The sequence below is a fragment of the Bremerella sp. P1 genome, assembly GCF_028748185.1.
Lineage (GTDB): Bacteria > Planctomycetota > Planctomycetia > Pirellulales > Pirellulaceae > Bremerella.
Genome location: NZ_CP118164.1, coordinates 1124822 through 1141540 on the forward strand (window position 1 = coordinate 1124822; position 16719 = coordinate 1141540).

At 55.4% G+C, this 16719-nt stretch carries 17 protein-coding genes; 8 read left to right on the plus strand and 9 right to left on the minus strand.

The window, feature by feature from the left end; all coding sequences use genetic code 11:
- Positions 1 to 178 precede the first annotated feature (178 nt).
- Together PSR63_RS04725 and PSR63_RS04730 are read left to right on the plus strand one after the other, a co-directional pair.
- A complete protein-coding gene (locus PSR63_RS04725; RefSeq protein ID WP_274331176.1) occupies positions 179 to 646 on the plus strand; it encodes a cupin domain-containing protein in 468 nt (155 codons plus the stop codon).
- 166 nt (positions 647 to 812) lie between these two features.
- On the plus strand, positions 813 to 1208 hold the full coding sequence (locus tag PSR63_RS04730; protein WP_274331177.1) for a DUF6331 family protein: 396 nt from the start codon (positions 813 to 815) through the stop codon (positions 1206 to 1208).
- A gap of 32 nt (positions 1209 to 1240) precedes the next feature.
- Here the strand turns inward: PSR63_RS04730 and PSR63_RS04735 are convergent, their stop codons facing one another.
- The 4 genes from PSR63_RS04735 to PSR63_RS04750 all read right to left on the minus strand — a co-directional run bounded on the left by PSR63_RS04735 (position 1241) and on the right by PSR63_RS04750 (position 3937).
- Entirely contained in the window at positions 1241 to 1858 is a 618-nt protein-coding gene (locus tag PSR63_RS04735) for a heme-binding protein (RefSeq protein ID WP_274331179.1), read from the minus strand.
- A gap of 126 nt (positions 1859 to 1984) precedes the next feature.
- Complete coding sequence (locus PSR63_RS04740) at positions 1985 to 2395, minus strand: hypothetical protein (protein ID WP_274331181.1); 411 nt, start codon at positions 2393 to 2395, stop codon at positions 1985 to 1987.
- 179 nt (positions 2396 to 2574) lie between these two features.
- Positions 2575 to 2970 carry a hypothetical protein gene (locus tag PSR63_RS04745; protein WP_274331183.1) on the minus strand — a complete coding sequence of 132 codons (396 nt, stop codon included), beginning with the start codon at positions 2968 to 2970 and terminating at the stop codon, positions 2575 to 2577.
- 85 nt (positions 2971 to 3055) lie between these two features.
- Positions 3056 to 3937, minus strand: coding sequence for a DUF1559 family PulG-like putative transporter (locus PSR63_RS04750; protein ID WP_274331185.1), 882 nt, complete (start codon positions 3935 to 3937; stop codon positions 3056 to 3058).
- Positions 3938 to 4372: 435 nt separating this feature from the next.
- On the opposite strand from PSR63_RS04750, the gene PSR63_RS04755 reads away from it, so the two are divergent.
- Positions 4373 to 5878: a DcaP family trimeric outer membrane transporter gene (locus PSR63_RS04755; RefSeq protein WP_274331187.1), complete on the plus strand. Its 1506-nt coding sequence runs from the start codon at positions 4373 to 4375 to the stop codon at positions 5876 to 5878.
- Here the strand turns inward: PSR63_RS04755 and PSR63_RS04760 are convergent.
- The 3 genes from PSR63_RS04760 to PSR63_RS04770 form a co-directional block, all read right to left on the minus strand.
- A complete protein-coding gene (locus PSR63_RS04760; RefSeq protein WP_274331189.1) occupies positions 5859 to 6785 on the minus strand; it encodes a lactate/malate dehydrogenase family protein in 927 nt (308 codons plus the stop codon). The two genes, PSR63_RS04755 and PSR63_RS04760, sit on opposite strands and share 20 nt — an antisense overlap.
- A complete protein-coding gene (locus PSR63_RS04765) occupies positions 6782 to 7147 on the minus strand; it encodes a hypothetical protein (RefSeq protein ID WP_274331191.1) in 366 nt (121 codons plus the stop codon). The genes PSR63_RS04760 and PSR63_RS04765 overlap by 4 nt, the downstream gene beginning before the upstream one ends.
- Before the next feature lie 108 nt (positions 7148 to 7255).
- A complete protein-coding gene (locus tag PSR63_RS04770; RefSeq protein WP_274331193.1) occupies positions 7256 to 8710 on the minus strand; it encodes a sulfatase family protein in 1455 nt (484 codons plus the stop codon).
- Positions 8711 to 8922: 212 nt separating this feature from the next.
- Between PSR63_RS04770 and PSR63_RS04775 the strand changes: the two genes are divergently transcribed.
- Positions 8923 to 9420, plus strand: a complete 498-nt coding sequence (locus tag PSR63_RS04775) for a hypothetical protein (RefSeq protein WP_274331195.1) — start codon at positions 8923 to 8925, stop codon at positions 9418 to 9420.
- Here PSR63_RS04775 and PSR63_RS04780 read toward each other — a convergent pair.
- Positions 9399 to 9893, minus strand: coding sequence for a DUF420 domain-containing protein (locus tag PSR63_RS04780; protein WP_274331197.1), 495 nt, complete (start codon positions 9891 to 9893; stop codon positions 9399 to 9401). The genes PSR63_RS04775 and PSR63_RS04780 overlap by 22 nt on opposite strands.
- 267 nt (positions 9894 to 10160) lie before the next feature.
- On the opposite strand from PSR63_RS04780, the gene PSR63_RS04785 reads away from it, so the two are divergent.
- Together PSR63_RS04785 and lpxB are read left to right on the plus strand one after the other, a co-directional pair.
- A complete protein-coding gene (locus PSR63_RS04785) occupies positions 10161 to 10910 on the plus strand; it encodes a hypothetical protein (protein ID WP_274331198.1) in 750 nt (249 codons plus the stop codon).
- Between the two features lie 17 nt (positions 10911 to 10927).
- Positions 10928 to 12148, plus strand: coding sequence for a lipid-A-disaccharide synthase (gene lpxB / locus PSR63_RS04790; RefSeq protein WP_274331199.1), 1221 nt, complete (start codon positions 10928 to 10930; stop codon positions 12146 to 12148).
- Positions 12149 to 12176: 28 nt separating this feature from the next.
- Here lpxB and PSR63_RS04795 read toward each other — a convergent pair whose 3' ends face one another.
- Positions 12177 to 12884: a metal-dependent hydrolase gene (locus PSR63_RS04795; RefSeq protein ID WP_274331201.1), complete on the minus strand. Its 708-nt coding sequence runs from the start codon at positions 12882 to 12884 to the stop codon at positions 12177 to 12179.
- Between the two features lie 250 nt (positions 12885 to 13134).
- Here PSR63_RS04795 and PSR63_RS04800 point away from each other — a divergent pair, with 250 nt between their 5' ends.
- The gene (locus tag PSR63_RS04800) at positions 13135 to 14343 is read left to right on the plus strand and encodes a 2,3-bisphosphoglycerate-independent phosphoglycerate mutase (RefSeq protein ID WP_274331203.1); all 1209 of its coding nucleotides are present in this window, start codon (positions 13135 to 13137) and stop codon (positions 14341 to 14343) included.
- A 381-nt stretch (positions 14344 to 14724) separates the two neighbouring features.
- Positions 14725 to 16713, plus strand: coding sequence for a methyl-accepting chemotaxis protein (locus PSR63_RS04805; protein ID WP_274331205.1), 1989 nt, complete (start codon positions 14725 to 14727; stop codon positions 16711 to 16713).
- The last annotated feature ends 6 nt before the right edge of the window (positions 16714 to 16719 follow it).

Consider the following 16719-nt stretch of genomic DNA (forward strand, 5'->3'; position numbering starts at 1 on the left):
ATTCGTGGGCCGTTCCTGGTGCAAATAGATCGTGACATCTTATCTCACATACCATCCCGATCAGGGTGATCCGTCCGCCAGATCATTTTTACCCGCCGTGTCACCCAAAAAATGCTACACTCGCAGCGTATCGCGATCGGTTTAATCCTCTCGGCCACACTACTTGCAAAGGTTTCCGATGAACTGGTTCACACGCCCCTGGATGATTTCTCTTGGACTGGTTGTGATTGGTGGGCTGAGCATGGTCTGGGCTCACGATCCAGGCGGTCCGCTGAAAGTCACCGTTTTGGCCAAGTCGGTCGATGCCTGGGATGGCAAGCCGCTGCCGGCCTACCCGAAGGGGCAACCGGAGATCACCATTCTGCGGATCGTGATTCCCGCTGGCTCGAAGACGCCGCTGCATCTGCACACGGTGATCAACGCTGGGGTTCTACTCAAGGGTGAACTCGACGTGCACATGGAGAATGGGAAAACCTTAAAGCTCAAAGCCGGCGACTCGTTAATCGAAGTGGTTGAGAAGCCGCACTGGGGACAGAACAACGGCAAGACCGATGCCGAGATCATCGTCTTCTACGCCGGCGTTCAAGGCGAGAAGGTTACCAAGGAACTCGATGATCATGACCACGATCATCCATCTGGTCTCTAATCGTCAACTTGGCCAACGTAGAGGTCAGGCAATGCCCGTTCAGCGGCTGTCGGTTTGGTCCGCCGTATTCGGGAAGTAGTTCTGCATTTCAATCGTATATCGCTCGCCAACACGGCAATCATCTATCGCTTAGTCGAAGGAACGAATCCCTCAACAACTTGACGCCATGGCCAAACCAAATCCAAATGACATTTCAATAGGCGAAGGCCGGTGGATCGAGTTTCGTAATTCCGACTGGCAGCAGGCAGAACCACTCGACGGTGATCTTAAGCATGTTGCTGATTTTCTGAACCGCCTGGAAACAGAGTGTGACGCCGGTTGCTGCGGTATCGATGCTTACACGTTTTGGGAAAAAGACATTTCCTCTGCCGTCGAATCATTCGAAGTCCACGAATTACTTCAACGCTTTGCAGAGATCTCGGATAAGATCGCCAGTCGAGATACTGAGACCTACTTCAGCGAACGAATGAACAACTATTTCCATCGACAGACGATTTTGGCACTCTTCGAACATATCATGGTGACTTTGCATAGACTGAAGGATGAGACGAATCCTTCTTGATCCTGAGCTAGTCCCTCATAGCCCTCGCTGGGTCATTTCGCTTCCACTGCTTCTACGGGGATTTGAACCTCCCAGAGACGTTTTGCCTGGGGTGTCATCGGGCCGTGATAGCCGAGGCGACGAGGATCTCCATTTTGCTTCCACTGGGGATTCTTCTCGAGCCACGCCTGGAGCTCTTTCAAAGAGGTTTGGTACACCTCGGCGTTCATCTTGCCTTGCACGACCAACGTTGCGAAGGTTTGCTCTGGATGGTCTTCGACCTTAACCTGGCCAAGACCGTTGCCGGCTTCGCCTTGCTTGGTGGTGCGGTACAAGAATTCCATCTCGACTTGATCACTCTCGCCGGACGTATTGTACGTGTTGACGACGGGAGCCGTCATGGCGATTTCGTTGGCTTGAATGTGGGCAAACAACTGCCAAAAGAGTATCCCATCGGCACGGTCCATCTTCATACCGCTCTTGGCCACCGCACTACGATAGGCCGGATACTGTTTCACTTCGATCTCACCAGGGGCGGATGGTTCAGGCCAACCGTCAGGTAGCGGCGCGTCGAGCTTGGCCGCTGGCGGTAGGTTATCCGCTTGAGCCGTGAGGGAAACGGTCCACAACATCACGATCGCGAGCAGGCTGAGAGCCCATTTAGCAGACATACGAATGGTTCCTATCGAAGAGCAAAAAGCTAACACTTCGATGAACCGCAAGAGCTGCTGGGCAGTAACTACCGGCGGGCAACAGGAATAAGCGATGAGGGAAAGTTAGCCAAGGTGCGGCCAGCACTACTCTTCTTCCATGGTTCCAAACTTGAAGCCTTCGTAGATCGCAATTCCGTAGAACAGGAGATCCATCGGCGAAAAGGTCGCGTACAGAACCTCGAAGGTATGGGCGTAATTGAAGCTAATCAGGGCCTCAAAAAAACCAACCCCAGCCCCGTCCGCAATCACACCGATCACGGTCAGAAAATTGCCGAGCACACACCCGAAAAGTGCGAAGAGCGCGCCGACAACGCCAAACGCCGGAGAACCTCCCTGGCCTGCCAGGCGAACGGCAATGCCGACGAGAAAACCGACGCCAATCGCCATGAAGCCGATTTGATAGCCAGTCAGCAAGGTGACTGTCGCCCAAATGGCAGCCCCTACCACCGCAGCGATGGCGCCGCCAATAATCGCCAAAGGCAAATTCCCACTCATTTCGATTCTCTCGCAGTCCAATGCACCGTTACCAATGTGGGCAAACGCACATCGCGATCGCCCAGTGGATACGATTTGTATCAGATCGAGAGACCGTATTGAAGCAACACTATAAATAAGGTGGATATTATTTTGATATGCATGTCAGAACACGCATCATATAACATCCCTTAATAGACTTAATTGCTCGAAATCGTGATCGGGGGAATCTCGCTGCTTTCGGGTGCGATGGTCAAGGTAATCGGCGTTGTCTCCGTACTGCGGTACTGATTGGGAACGACACTTTTGCCTCCCATTTCCTGCGGAACTTTGTCGACCACCACGATGTAGTCCCCTGGCGAAAGCGGATTGTTAGGGTCTTCTTGAATCGTGAACTTGCCGGCGGCATCGGTCGTGCTGAAATGCTCGCCGCGAGCCGAACTATCTTTGGAAACGAGTTTGACGCCGGCGCTATCAAGCGGATTTCCATCTAAGGTAACCGAGCCTGTGAATGTTTTGCTTTCAGCGGTACAACCAGCCAGCAACACGAACATAACGGCAGCGCACAACAGCGAGCCAAGGACATTGGCTTTCATGGTTCCATCCTTTACAGAATGAGAGAATCACCGCGTCCCTTGGGAAGGACGCGGTGGTTGAAATCAGAGGTGTAAACGCAAACGACTAGAATTCACCAACCACGTTGCCATCGACTGGGTTAGTCAGATTGTGCCAGACAGCCGCTTCGATCGTGGCGGCTACATTTCTGACGCTGCCGTCTCCCAGGCCGATGTTCATCGCCCCTGGATGTGGCGAGCTGCCCCCGCTGCTGGCGTCGCCGGCACTGGTATAGATCGGCGTCACTTGAAAGACAGGACAAGTCGCATTGTTCGGATTGCGACCACGGCAAATCTGGGGCGCCCATGTTCCGGACGAATTCGCCCACAGGCTCGAGCGGTTCGAGGTGCACTGGCCGTAACGTTCGGCAAAGAAGACCGTATTGGTCAGACCATCGGTAATCGATGCGATATTCGATGCCCCTTCCTGGTTGTTGTTGGACTTTTCGCAGAACGCCATGTAATTCACACCGTAATTCGAAATCGCATGCGTCCCATCAGGGCCGGTCGGATATCCATAGCCGGTCGACGCAGCCGGACTGCGGGCCGAGGGGCAACGGAAGGCCTCGATGATGTAGTTGTTCACGCGGCGGCTATTGACTGTGCTGTCCATGTTGCCGCTGGCGGCAATGGCCTTGTCGTACAAGGCGTTCTCTTCAATGTACGGCAAGATATGAAAGAAGAACGATCCGGCCAGGTTATGGAACGGCCCCTTTCGTTCGACACGAGCGTTGTGTGCCCCCGACTTTCCACCGGCTGGTGGGAAGACACGATAGGTGTCGTGCACGTTGTGCGAGGCGATCAGCAACTGCTTGATCTTGTTTGTGCACTCCATGCGACGGGCAGCTTCGCGAGCCTGTTGCACCGCAGGAAGAAGCAGTGCGATGAGCACACCAATAATCGCAATCACCACCAATAACTCGACGAGAGTAAATCCACGACGGGACATACCAACTCCTTTACAACCGCAAGACAAGAATGAGAAAAGGATAAGGAAAAGGAAAAGCGGCTTCGACCACCTCGTAAGGTGCTAAAACCAATCACTAAAGACGGCTCCGATAAAGCTAAGGCGACCATCTTCAGCAATGCAATAGAAAGAGCGTAAAGTCAGACTCTATCTACCCTTAGGGGATTCGTGCTAACCCGAAAGAAATATTCCTAGAAACATAAATTTTCTTTACTCGCTTTCCACGAGACGCTCAATCCGTCCAGATACCAGGCTGGGTGAATCTCTTCCGTAATCCGCAAAGTCGTTAAAGATTACCAACCGGTGTTTGCGATACCGAAAAGGATGTGATCCGAAGTTTCCCGCCTGCCAATGCTATCAATGCCAGCAGAAGCGGAGGGACGGAGGCATCCCAATGCGGCTCACCACGACGGTCTGATGAAGACAATGTTTCACCATTTCCAAACACCGCGGCCTGTCACCTCAGGCATACACTGGGCTCGCTGCCTGGTTGTGGTGGTCGTTTGGATATCGGCAAGTTGTCTTCAGGCCGACGACTGGTTTCGTGATGCGGAAGAAGCCTATCCCAGCGTCACGTCCAACTTTGGCGAGCAGTTCGCTTATCCGCTTGCCGTCACCTCACAGGCAGGCGAAGTAATGCTGGCATCGCACTATCAGCCGGTGGTAACAGCGGCGGCCAACCTTCAGCCAACCGAGTTGACGCCACCGCAGCCTCCGAACTTGTTGCCGGTCTCGACAACGTTTTTGCAGCCGGCGGCCGAGACGGTCGTTTCCATGGATCCCGTTCTGCAGAACTTCTCGGGCCAGCAGTTCATGAGTGATTCGCGCCGGCTCGATATTGGCTTCGACTTTTACTCGGCTCCATCCTTCGACGATGGATTGATCCTCTACGGCAATAACGTCGCCATGAAAATTGGCGGCTACGTGAAGGCCGACTTCATCTACGACTTCGATCCGATCGACTCGACCGATTCCTTCGTGACGACCGATATCCCGGTCGGTGCACCACCACGAACGAACTCCCGATTTCATGCTCGGCAGACGCGTATGAGTTTCGATACGCGCTGGCTGGCGACCGACAATCATGTCGTTCGCATTTACGTCGAAGGGGATTTCTTCAGCGATGACAATCAGTTTCGCCTGCGACATGCCTATGGCGAGTCGGGGCACCTGCTAGTCGGACGAACCTTTACCACGTTCACCGATACCTCGGCGGCCCCTGCAACGCTCGACTTTGAAGGCTCAGTCTCGGCGGTCAATCGCCGTCAGGCCCAGGCTCGCTGGACGACCTTCTTCCTGCGGGAAGATATTGAGCTGGCTGTCGCGGTCGAAGATACCCGCTTCATCATCGATGTTCCGATGGGCGTGATGGGTGAGTCACGCTCCCCTTCCCCGGACTTTGTCGGGCACTTGCGATGGGACAAGGAATGGGGGCAGTTCCAGGTTGCATCACTACATCGCATCGGTGGCTTTCAGCCGGACGGCGAAGAGGTGATTACGCGTTATGCGTGGGGCTTCAATTTCACGGGAGCCATGCTCGTACGTCCCCGCACCAAGGCCTACTACCAGATCGTCTTTGGTGACGGGATCGGCAGTTACCGTGACCTTCCGGATGCCGCTCCGATTTCGGCAACCCAGAGTGATCTGCTAAGCATGGTTGGCTGGATGGTCGGGATGACGCACGAATGGAATGACGAGTGGGCGTCGAACTTCACGTACGCCGAAAACACACTGGATAACCTGCCAGGGCAAGATGGCGATGATGTCCACGAGACGACCTACCTGGCGGTTAACTTGATCTGGCAACCGTCCGATCGAATTCGCATTGGCACCGAATACCTGTACGGTATCCGCGAGAATATCAACGGCGATATCGGTGCCGCCAACCGTTTGCAGACGTCGTTTATTTTCGATCTTCCATGATCGTGCCCATGCCGCGAATGCAATTACCAACTGCTTCTCCGCAGCGTTTGAACGCGGCCTGTTCGTCTTCCGAAAGGGGCGGCCGTAGCACGCGTGTGATGCCTTGCCGACCGATGACCGCCGGCAAACTCAAGCAGACGTCCTTCACGCCGAAGTAGTCTTCAATCAACACGCTAACCGGCATCGTATGACGAAGATCGTAGACGATACTGTCCAGGATCATCATCGTCCCAAGCGCGATGCCGTAGCTGGTATGCCCTTTGAGCCGTGAGACTTCGTAGCCGACGTTTACGGTCTTCTCGAATAGACGTCGCGACATATCACTTGGGTAAAAACGCTCGCCGCCGGTCATCGACAACGAATGCGCCGCGAACTGCGTGTCGCCATGTTCCCCCAGGATGTAGGCTCGGATGTCGTCGGCGTGGATTTCGAGTTCGGTCGACAGCATCGCGCGGTAGCGAACGCTATCGAGCAACGTTCCTGTTCCTAGCACGCGATGAGGCGGAAATCCCGAGAGCTTCAGCGCCGCGAAGGTCATTGCATCGACCGGGTTACTGACCATGATGATGATCGCGTCAGGACTGGCTTCGGCTAGTGGAGGGATCCAGTGCTGGAGGATTGCCAGGTTGTCGCTGGCCAGTGCCGACCGCTTGCGATTGGGATCGCCGTAAGGAACCGACGCGGTGAAGATGATCACATCCGATCCAGCCGAATCGGCGATATCACCAGCCCGAATGCGCATGCTACTGTTTTGGGTGGCCGTGGCATGCGAAAGATCGATCGCCTCGCCTTCGGCCGTGTCTCGTGTGCGATTTAAGAGCAGCAGTTCGCTGGCCATGGGATTGATGGTTGCCGCGAACGCGATCGCTGCTCCGACGCGACCGGTGCCAACGATGGTGATTTTCATGTCCGTTGATCTTCGATTTCATCCAGCTTGTTGGTTACGTACTGCCACGCATCCTCAAGCGTATCGAAGATCTCGTCCCGCTGACAGGCATCTTCCTTCGAGTTTATCCCGAAGCAAAGGGTCCCAATGGCCTCGCGGCATTGCGGTCCCACAATGACGGACGAGGGAAGTCGCAGATGGCCACCGATGTCGAAGACACATTCGAGCATATCACCCCACTCGTAGGCCAACTGGGACATATCCAGAACAACCGCACCGGGCCCGAATGCCTCGACGGCCGCATTTCCCATGGCAAACATGAAGCTCGCGTCAGGGTTTCCGGACGAGCCCACGCGGTAAGTCCCGGCAAATTGAATTACCAAGACTTTGCGTGGGTACGATGTTCCCTGATGCGTCCCGATTTAGAAGCGACAGGCAATCTCGCTCAGATCTTCAAACCGGACGTCCGTGAGTTGAATTTCCATCAGTGGCTACTTCTTCCTGCGCATCCCCTTCGCTTTCCAGTTGCCGTAGGTCGCATTGAGCACCTCATCGACCTTCGCGCGATCGTCGCGATTGGCGAACGCTGCCAGCATTGGGTCTTCGGTTGCTTTCATGTGAGCGACCAGCTGCTTTTGAAGCTCTTTGATCTGGTCAGCATACTCGGGGTTGTCGATCAAGTTGTGCAAGCAGTCTGGATCCTTCTTCAAATCGTAAAACTCTTCCGGCACACGGTAGCGGAAAAGATCGACGCGGGCCTGGATGGCTGGGTCGGTCTTGGCGGCCTCATTCATTGCGGCCATCGTCTTACCTTCGTTGTTGTTGCGATACCAGTACTCGCCGTTGCTGAAGGGATTGTAGATGTAGCCAAAGTTTTCGTTCTGCACACAGCGCATCGGCACGGCAGCCCCGCCGGCCTTGGAGTCGATCTGCGTGAAGACGTATTCACGCCCCTCTTGCTTCTCGCCTTTGAGAAGCGGCAGGAACGAACGACCGTCGAGCCCTTCCGGACCAGCGGCCTTAGTTACATCGAGGAACGTCGGGAAGAAGTCAACGACCGAGACGAAATTCTGATCGTCGACCGAGCCTGGCTGAATACGTCCTGGCCACCGCACTAATAGCGGACTGCGGGTACTATGGAACCAAGCGTTGCACTTAGCGAAAGGAACGGCAATGCCGTTATCGGTGATGAACAGCACCAGCGTGTTGTCGGCTTCGCCGGACTCTTCGAGGGCCTGCATCACGCTGCCAAACGTATCATCGAGCCGCCGGGTCGAGTTCATGTAGGTCGCCAGTTCTTCACGAACGCCCGGCAGGTCAGGCAGGAAGCCTGGCACGTCGACGTCTTCCGCCATGTACACCTTCGAGGGCATAGCGGCTCCCTTGGTGAGCTTCTCTGGATTGCAATACGGACGATGCGGATCGTGCGAGTTGACCATGAAGTAGAACGGCTTGTCCGCATCCTTGCACTCTTTAAGAAAGGTCTTCGCACGCTCGTAGTAAATCTGTGGATTGCGTCCGTTGCCCAGATCCTTTTGATCGAACGCGTAGTCCCAGTTCATCGACTTCTTCGGCGTCGAGTGAGGAACCTTGCCCAGGATACCTGCGTGATATCCGGCCGCTTGCAATGTGTTCACGATATCCGGCACGTCTTCCCGAGCCGGCATGAAGCCCATCGCGCCGGAGCGATGGCTGTAACGCCCCGTCGCGATGATCGCTCGGCACGGGGCACAGATCGCGGCATTCACATGAGCCCGGTTGAACTTCATGCTCTCGGCCGCAAAGGCATCGAGATTCGGCGTGAGGTCTTTCGGTTTACCACCGTAAACGCCAAGCGATCCCGCGTGCAGGTCATCGGCGGTAAAGAGCAGAATATTAGGACGCTCGGCCGCGAACAGCGAGCTGGTCAGAAGCGTGAAGAGGATAGCCAGGAGTGTTGTCTTCATGTGGGCTCTCGAATTGGAAGCGTATTCGATAGAAGAGAGAGCCCCATTGTAAATACCGGGGAGTGATTGAGCCAATATTCTATGAAACTCTGCCGGTTTTGTTCTTGGTCGTGATTGTGGGCGAGAAACAGAATCTAACTGTTTCGACGTCACTTTCAGAAGTTTACAATCAGCCGCTCTAGCATCGTTCCTGACACCCTAAGAGTCGCAACGTGAAACCAGAACACCAACTTCTGATGCTTGGAATTTGCTCTGTCCCCTTGATTGCTGTCTTTCATGTCTACTTTCTGCGGGCTGGGATTAGGCTCTTTAACAAGCTGTTCGTGAAGGTTCCTAAGGAGGTCAAACAGCAAGGTATGGAACAATACTATTGCGATAATGGCGCTGTTCGAGAACAATCTTTCTTCACGACCTACCTGTTTATGGTGGGGGCCTATGTCGTAGTGAACCTGTTTTGGCTTTTCGCCGGGCCGTGGTTCGCCAGCTATGTAGACCTGGACCTTCAGAATAAATTCCACGGTTTCCTTTTGGTCGTCATCAGCCTGGTCGGCAACACTATTCTGATGGCAATCATGTTGTTACCGTTTCTGGCGACAACGATTACGCGAGCACTCATCATCGCCATTTTTCAAACAGTGATCGGCGCGGTCATCGTAGGCTTATTAACGGGGATCGGCTACGCCGTTTACTACGCCACGAATGCCGCGTAATAGAATACCCACCCTGTAACCGCCGTCAGCAGCATGCCGATGGCGGCCAGGCGTGCCCAAAAGATATGAGTCTGGCTGTAGGGGCTGGGTTCGGCTGGGTTTGGGAATTTGGTGATGCCGTGCCAGATGACGAAGATCCACAACAAGGGCGTCGGGATGGCAAACAGCAAGTGGAAGTACAGCAGTCCGTGAACGGTGCCTGAGCTGAAGCTGGACGGTTCGGCCAACGCTTCCCAATCGGTGAAGAAGCGAACGTCGACTTCAAAGGCCGTCACCGCGACCAGCAGCACCACGCCAGTGACAATCTGAATCCACTTGTGCAGTTGGTACAGACGGCGATAACGCACCAGGTAGATGCTTACTCCCAACACCAAGATAATGCCGAACATCGCCGCAGCGACGAAGTCGATCATGATCGAGCCACGAGTTGGCAGGAAGCCGGCGTTCTGTGCAATCAGCGATAAAGCGTTCATCAATAAGCCCCATGGCGAGCTGTCAGATGGTTTTTCAATAAAGGTGCTCGCTCCGTTTTACTATCGTCACCTCCCGATGATATCACCGATACAAATCTTTCCCAGACCGGCTTGAAGTGACTGTTTCTTGCGGAGTTACGGCGTCTGCCAGGGGCAGCTGCTAGCAGTCGGGACTTCTCTTTGGAAACTGGCCTGTCGGTGATTGGCTCGTTTTGACATACTCTCGCCCGATTATTTCCCTGGATTCGCTTCGTAGTGAGCCCTTGTATGCGCGAGTTGTCCCTATTTATTCCCTACGCCGATTGGAACGAATCGATCCGTCAGCAGGTGGAAACGATGACGGACATCCTGCGCGCAAGTGACCTGACCAGCGAAGTGATTCTGCTATCTCTGTCCGCCGATAGCCAGGACACCCCGAAGGTTTTTGACCAACGGGAGGGCATTCGGCGCGTCGAGATACATCGGCCTCGGACGTATTCATCGGCCCTGTTTTGCGGGACTCAGGTAGCCGAAGGAGAACTGATTGTCCACTTGCCGGCCGAGACCAGCATTCCGCGTGGCATGCTTCACGGATTGTTGCAGCAGTTGATCCAGCAGGATTTAGTGCTTGTTTCGGCAAGCAAAGAACATGTGCCAGGTATGCGAATCGTTCCCGGTTGGCTATCGCGGCGCATGGGAGGTAATACACGATGGGACGTTTCGCGGCTGGTGTGGGGAGCACGCCGTGAAGCCTTGGCCCGCTTGCCACAGATTCAAGGGCTCAGCCGCGGCTTGCCCTTACTGGTTGGCATGCAAGGGTACCGGGTTGCCGTTTGTCCGTCTCATACGATCGGTGGCCAGCCGACAGACTCCTCCCCACTTCCCGATTGTTGGTCCTGGAAAGATTGGGCCGGGCACCGCTGGTTACAGCAGCGATGGACCCAAGTCGATTTCAGCGAAGCAAACGGGCCTGCAGATATCCATCCGAATCTGCGAGTCGCGTTCTTCGAAGACGAATCAAGACGCAAGGCGGGCTAAAAAGGTTGACGGAACCGATGGAGATATTTTTCAGCGTCGGCGAACCGAGCGGCGACCTGCATGGTGCGAATTTAATTCGTGCCCTCAAGTCGCGCCGACCAGACATTAAGTGCGTTGGCTACGGCGGGCCTAAGATGGCCGAAGCCGGTTGCCAACTTCACGAGGACCTGACGCGTTGGGCCATCATGTGGTTCCTGCGCGCGCTGTTGAATCTGCACAACTTCATTGGCCTCATGCTGCGGGCCAATCGATACTTTCGCGAACACAAGCCGGACGCAGTCGTCCTGATCGACTACCCAGGCTTCAACTGGTGGATTGCCGGGCGCGCCAAAGCGCACGGCATTCCGGTCTTCTACTACGGGACACCTCAGCTGTGGGCCTGGGCCGAATGGCGCGTCAACAAGATGCGTCGGCTGGTCGATCACGCGCTCTGCAAGCTTCCGTTTGAAGAAGAATGGTACCGCGAGCGAGACTGTAACGCGACCTACGTCGGACATCCTTACTTCGACGAACTGGAACACCAGGTCCTCGACACCGACTTTGTCCGCCAACAAAACGAGAACACCACACCGTTGGTCACGCTACTGCCAGGCTCGCGAAGCCAGGAAGTCAGCTCGAACTTGCCGGTCTTTTTGGAAACCGCCAAGAAGATCAAAGCCGAAGTACCCAACGTTCGCTTCGCCATTGCCGCATTCAACGACAAACACGCCGCACTGGCCTTCGAGCACGTGCTGGCGTCCGGCGTGGAAGCCGAAGTCCATGTCGACCTGACACCGGAACTGATTCACAGCGCGACCTGCTGCCTGGCTTGCAGTGGCTCGGTTTCGCTGGAACTCTTGTACCACGAAAAGCCTTCGGTGGTGCACTACAAGATCAGCCCGTTTGCTCACTGGGTGCAAAGTCACTTTCGCAAGGTGAAGTACATCACCTTGGTGAACCTGCTCTCGCGGAACGACCTGTTTTACGAAAACGGCTACTTCACGTACGATCCCGATGCCCAGGGAGCCGACGAGGTGGTCTTTCCGGAATACCTGACGTACCGCAATCGTAGCGACGACATGGCCAAGCGAATCGCGGCCTGGCTGCAGGAGCCAAGCTCGACTCGCAAGACGGTCGAGCAACTGCGCACCTTGAAGCAACGTGTCGTTGGCCAAGGGGCTTCCAGTCGTGGTGCGGACTACATCCTGTCGCACCTTGCAGCAGGCAAACACGAAGACCAAGGCTCGAAAGCGGCGTAGCTTACCAGCCGCTTAGGCTTGAAAACCACTAATGGATTTCCAACGTCTGCCCTGGTTCTAGAACGTGGGGTGTGGCGTTGGTCTCGTGACGGACTTTGCTGGCCCAAGCCGTGGCATCTTGTTCAATCGGTGGCCACGTGTTGTAGTGCCCGGGGATAACCTGCTTTGGCTGAAGCAGTTTGACGGCGCGGATCGAATCTTCGACGCCCATGGTGTACAGGTCACCAATGGGAAGCACCGCGGCGTCCAGGACCATGTCGCCGATCAACTTCATATCGCTGAACAGGGCCGTATCGCCAGCGAAGTAGATCTTCCGGCCAGCCGCTTCGACAACAAACCCAGTCGGCATGCCGCCGTAGGTTCCATCCGGCAGGCCGTTGCTGTGCAGAGCCAATGTCATGGTCACCGAGCCAAACGGCATCTTAAGTGTTCCCCCGAGGTTCATCCCGGTGACGCCTTCCACTTCATGGGCCGACAACCAATTGGCCGTTTCGTAGATGGTTACGACATGGGCTTTGGTTCGCTTGGCGATCTCGACAATGTCGTACTTGCCATCCCCTTTCGCGCCGACGTGATCGCCGTGGCCATGCGTCAGCAAGATGGTATCGGCCTCGACCGCATCGGCCGCGATATCAGCTACCGGATTACCTGAGAAGAACGGGTCGATCAAGATTTTGTGGTCTGCGGTATGAAGCGACCATGTGCCGTGTCCGTGCCAAATAAGCTTGAGCGTCATCGAAGGTTTCTCCCTGGATGGTTGAGGCGGGGCTGCTTGCCAAGTGGTATTCGTCATCGCCTTTTCCTAATCACCACCATAGCGGACGTCGGCAATCGCTGCCAAGTACCGCCTAGATGAAGGTTTAGGGTGTTTTCCCTGCCAATCAGGCATGGTTGTGATAAGCCCAAAAAACCCGATAATTAACCGCTGTGCCCCTGATGCAAATTACCCACCCATCCACTTGTTAGATCGCAAAGAGAGCAACGCCATGGACCAAATCGACCTGGTGCGCAGTCTGAAGACCAAGAACAACACGAAGATCGTCATGTTTGTCGGCGACGGCCTGGGTGGGCTGCCGCACGAACCAGGCGGCAAGACGGAACTGGAAGCCGCCAAAACACCAAACCTGGATGCCCTGGCCGCCAAGAGCGTGCAAGGCGGAAGCATCCCAGTGAAGCCAGGCATCAGCCCTGGTAGCGGCCCGGGTCACTTGGGACTATTTGGCTACGATCCGCTGAAGTTCCTGATCGGACGTGGAGCCTTGGAAGCGACCGGTATCGGTCTGCCTCTGCAAGAAGGGGACGTCGCCGTTCGCTGCAACTTCTGCACGATCGACGCCGACGGCAAGATCACCGATCGCCGTGCCGGCCGTATTCCAACCGAAGAAAGCGCTCCGCTAGCCGAAAGCCTGAACGCAATCAAAATCCCCGGTGTCGAGGTGATCGTCAAGCCCGTGAAAGAACACCGCTTCGTGGTGGTCTTCCGCGGTGGTGATGGCTTGGGCGGTAATGTTGCCGACACCGACCCGCAAGCGACCGGCGTTCTTCCACTCGATCCGGTTGGTGCCGACGAAGCGAGCAACAAGACGGCTGCGATCGCGAAGCAGTTTGTTGAAGAAGCCAAGAAGATGCTCAAGGACGAGAAGAAGGCCAACTGCCTGACCATGCGTGGTTTCTCGGCCAAGCCTTCGATTCCTTCGTACGAAGAAGTCTACGGCCTGAAGGCCGGTGCCATCGCCGTGTACCCAATGTACAAGGGCTTGGCGAGCCTGGTCGGCATGGACATCCTGGGCGAAGCTCAATCGCTGGACGAAGAGCTCGAAGTCCTTAAGCAGAACTGGGACGACTACGACTTCTTCTTCATCCACTTCAAGTACACCGACTCGAGTGGTGAAGATGGCGATTTCGATGCCAAGGTGAAGCGAACCGAAGAGTTCGACGCTCAGATTCCTAAGATCCTGGATCTGAACCCGGACGTGCTGATCGTCACCGGCGACCACAGCACCCCTTCGTTCCTGGCCAGCCACAGTTGGCACCCGGTTCCCACCTTGCTGTACTCGAACTGCTGCCGACCGGACGGTCACACCACCTTCGGCGAAGCGACTGCCTGCCGGGGTGGCTTGGGTTTGTTTGAAGCCCAGTACCTCATGTCCCTGGCCATGGCCAACGCCGGCCGACTGCAAAAGTACGGAGCCTAGGCCTCGTCCTTTTTAAATAAGAGAAATCCAGGTAACACGGCACCTGCGCCGTGTTACCTCCCCCCTTAAAAGTGGCGAGTACTACAGCCCGGCCTCCCATTGCGGTTACCCGCAACAGCATAACAGGCCTCCCTTAAACTGGGATTCTCGGGAACTTTCTTTCCCATACAACAAATAAGTCCACCCCTGCGGCTATCGAATTGCCCCTTCTAACGTGGGCAAATTTAGATCGGACAGCGGCCTGCCATCAGTGCAGTCCTATGTTTCTTCAGAAATGCAATTGCTTCATGCCTCGCACTTGCATTGCGCAATTTACTTACACGGGGCATGATCGACGCAACGGGCCCACTCGATCTCAGGGCCTAATAAAGGCAGGGGCAAATGTTGAATCGACTAAGCATTATGCAGAAGACCCTTATGGGCTTCGCAGCAATCTTGTTGCTGATGGTAATTGTGGGCGGCGTTGCCTGGAACGGACTCAGCAGTTCGTCCGACGGATTTCAGCGCTATCGCAAGCTGGCGCGAGACTCCAACTTCTGTTCCAATTTGATGGACCAGATGATGCAGCTTCGGTTTGCTGCCAAGAACTTTGACATCGCGGCCGATCCCAAGCACGTCACTCGCTTCAACGAGGTGCGTGGCCAAATCGATCAGCTATTGACCGAGGCGGACGAGCGAATCAACAACCCAGAACGTCGAGAGTACCTCAGCGGCATCGAGTCAGCCGTCGGTCTTTATTACACCGGCTTTGAGAAGGTCGTCGAGAATCGTCAACTGCGTGAGGAACGTCTGGCGAATGTGCTGGATGTGGAGGGCCCGAAAGCATCGGAAAACCTGAACTCGATCATGACTTCGGCTCGAGCCGACGATGATGCGATTGCAGCCAGTTCGGCCGGCTTGGCCCTGAAGGACCTGCTGCAAGTTCGCTTGAGCGTCTTCAAGCTGCTCAAAACCAACAACTTGCAGTACCACGAGAAAACGCTTGCGGCAATTGATCAGGTTCAAACCGATTTCGACAAGCTCGATCAGGAAATTCAAAACCCAGAGCGTCGCAAGCTGCTGGCCGCTTCGCGTGAGAGTATCGAGACTTACCGGACTGCTTATGAAGAATTGGCCACTGCCCTTGCGACGGAACGTCGTTTGTTTAGCCAAGAACTCGATACGATCGGCCCAGAAGTCGCTGGTCTGAGCAATGATCTCAGCGGTTCGATCAAGGCCGAACAAGACCAACTGGGACCGCAACTGGAAGCCTCGAACCGTACCACGGTGGCCGTGGTGGGAGTCGTGTGCCTGGGTGCGTTAGTCGCGGGCATCATCATCGCCGTTTTCCAAAGTCGTGCGATTGTGCTGCCTATCCGCCGCGTGATGACGATTTTGGGTGCCGTCTCGGAAGGCGACTTGCGACAGCGTCTGCAAGTGACCAGCAAGGACGAAATCGGTGCCATGTCTGGCTCGCTCAATGTCATGGTCGAGAACCTCCAAAAAGCCATGACGGCTCTTGCCGAAAACAGCAAGGCGATCGCCAGCTCGGCTTCCGAAATGAACATGACGGCCGACAACATGGCCCACGTTTCGACCGAAACCAAGTCGCAATCGACGACGGCAGCCGCTGCCGCCGAAGAAATGTCGGCCAACATGCGAAGCATGTCTGCCGCTGCCACGCAGATGTCTTCCAACATGGAATCGGTGGCCAGTGCTGTCGAGGAAATGTCGATCAGCATCGGCCAGATCGCCAACAACATGGAAAAGGCCAGCGAAGTTTCGATGGAAGCCAACCAGTTGGCCGATGGTAGCCGCGATCGTTTGAACCAGCTCAACATCGCAGCCAACGAGATTGGCGACGTCGTGGAACTGATTCAAGACATCGCAGAACAAACCAATCTGCTGGCCCTGAATGCCACCATTGAAGCTGCCCGGGCTGGCGAAGCTGGCAAGGGATTTGCTGTGGTTGCTGAAGAGGTTAAGGAACTCGCCCGTCAAACGGCTTCCGCGACCGGTGACATTGAACGCCGCGTGAACGGCATCCAGGAAGCTTCCGATGAATCGATCCAATCGATTGACAAGATCCGCGAAGTTATCGAACGGATGAATCAGATCTCGCAGGAAGTTGCTGCCGCCGTGGAAGAGCAATCGGTGACCACGCAAGAGATTGCCAATAACGTCACGCAGACTAACTCGGCCGTGCAACAGGTTTCCCGTTCGGTTTCGGAATCGGCCGTTGCTGGCGAAGAAATCGCTCGTTCGGTCAACTCGGTCGATGGCAGTGCCCTCCGAGTTTCCGAAGGTGCCGGAAAGACCAAGAACTGCAGCGGTGTGCTCAACGGTATTTCCGAGAAGCTACAAACGCTCGTTTGCCAGTTCCAGGTTTAGTCGCCT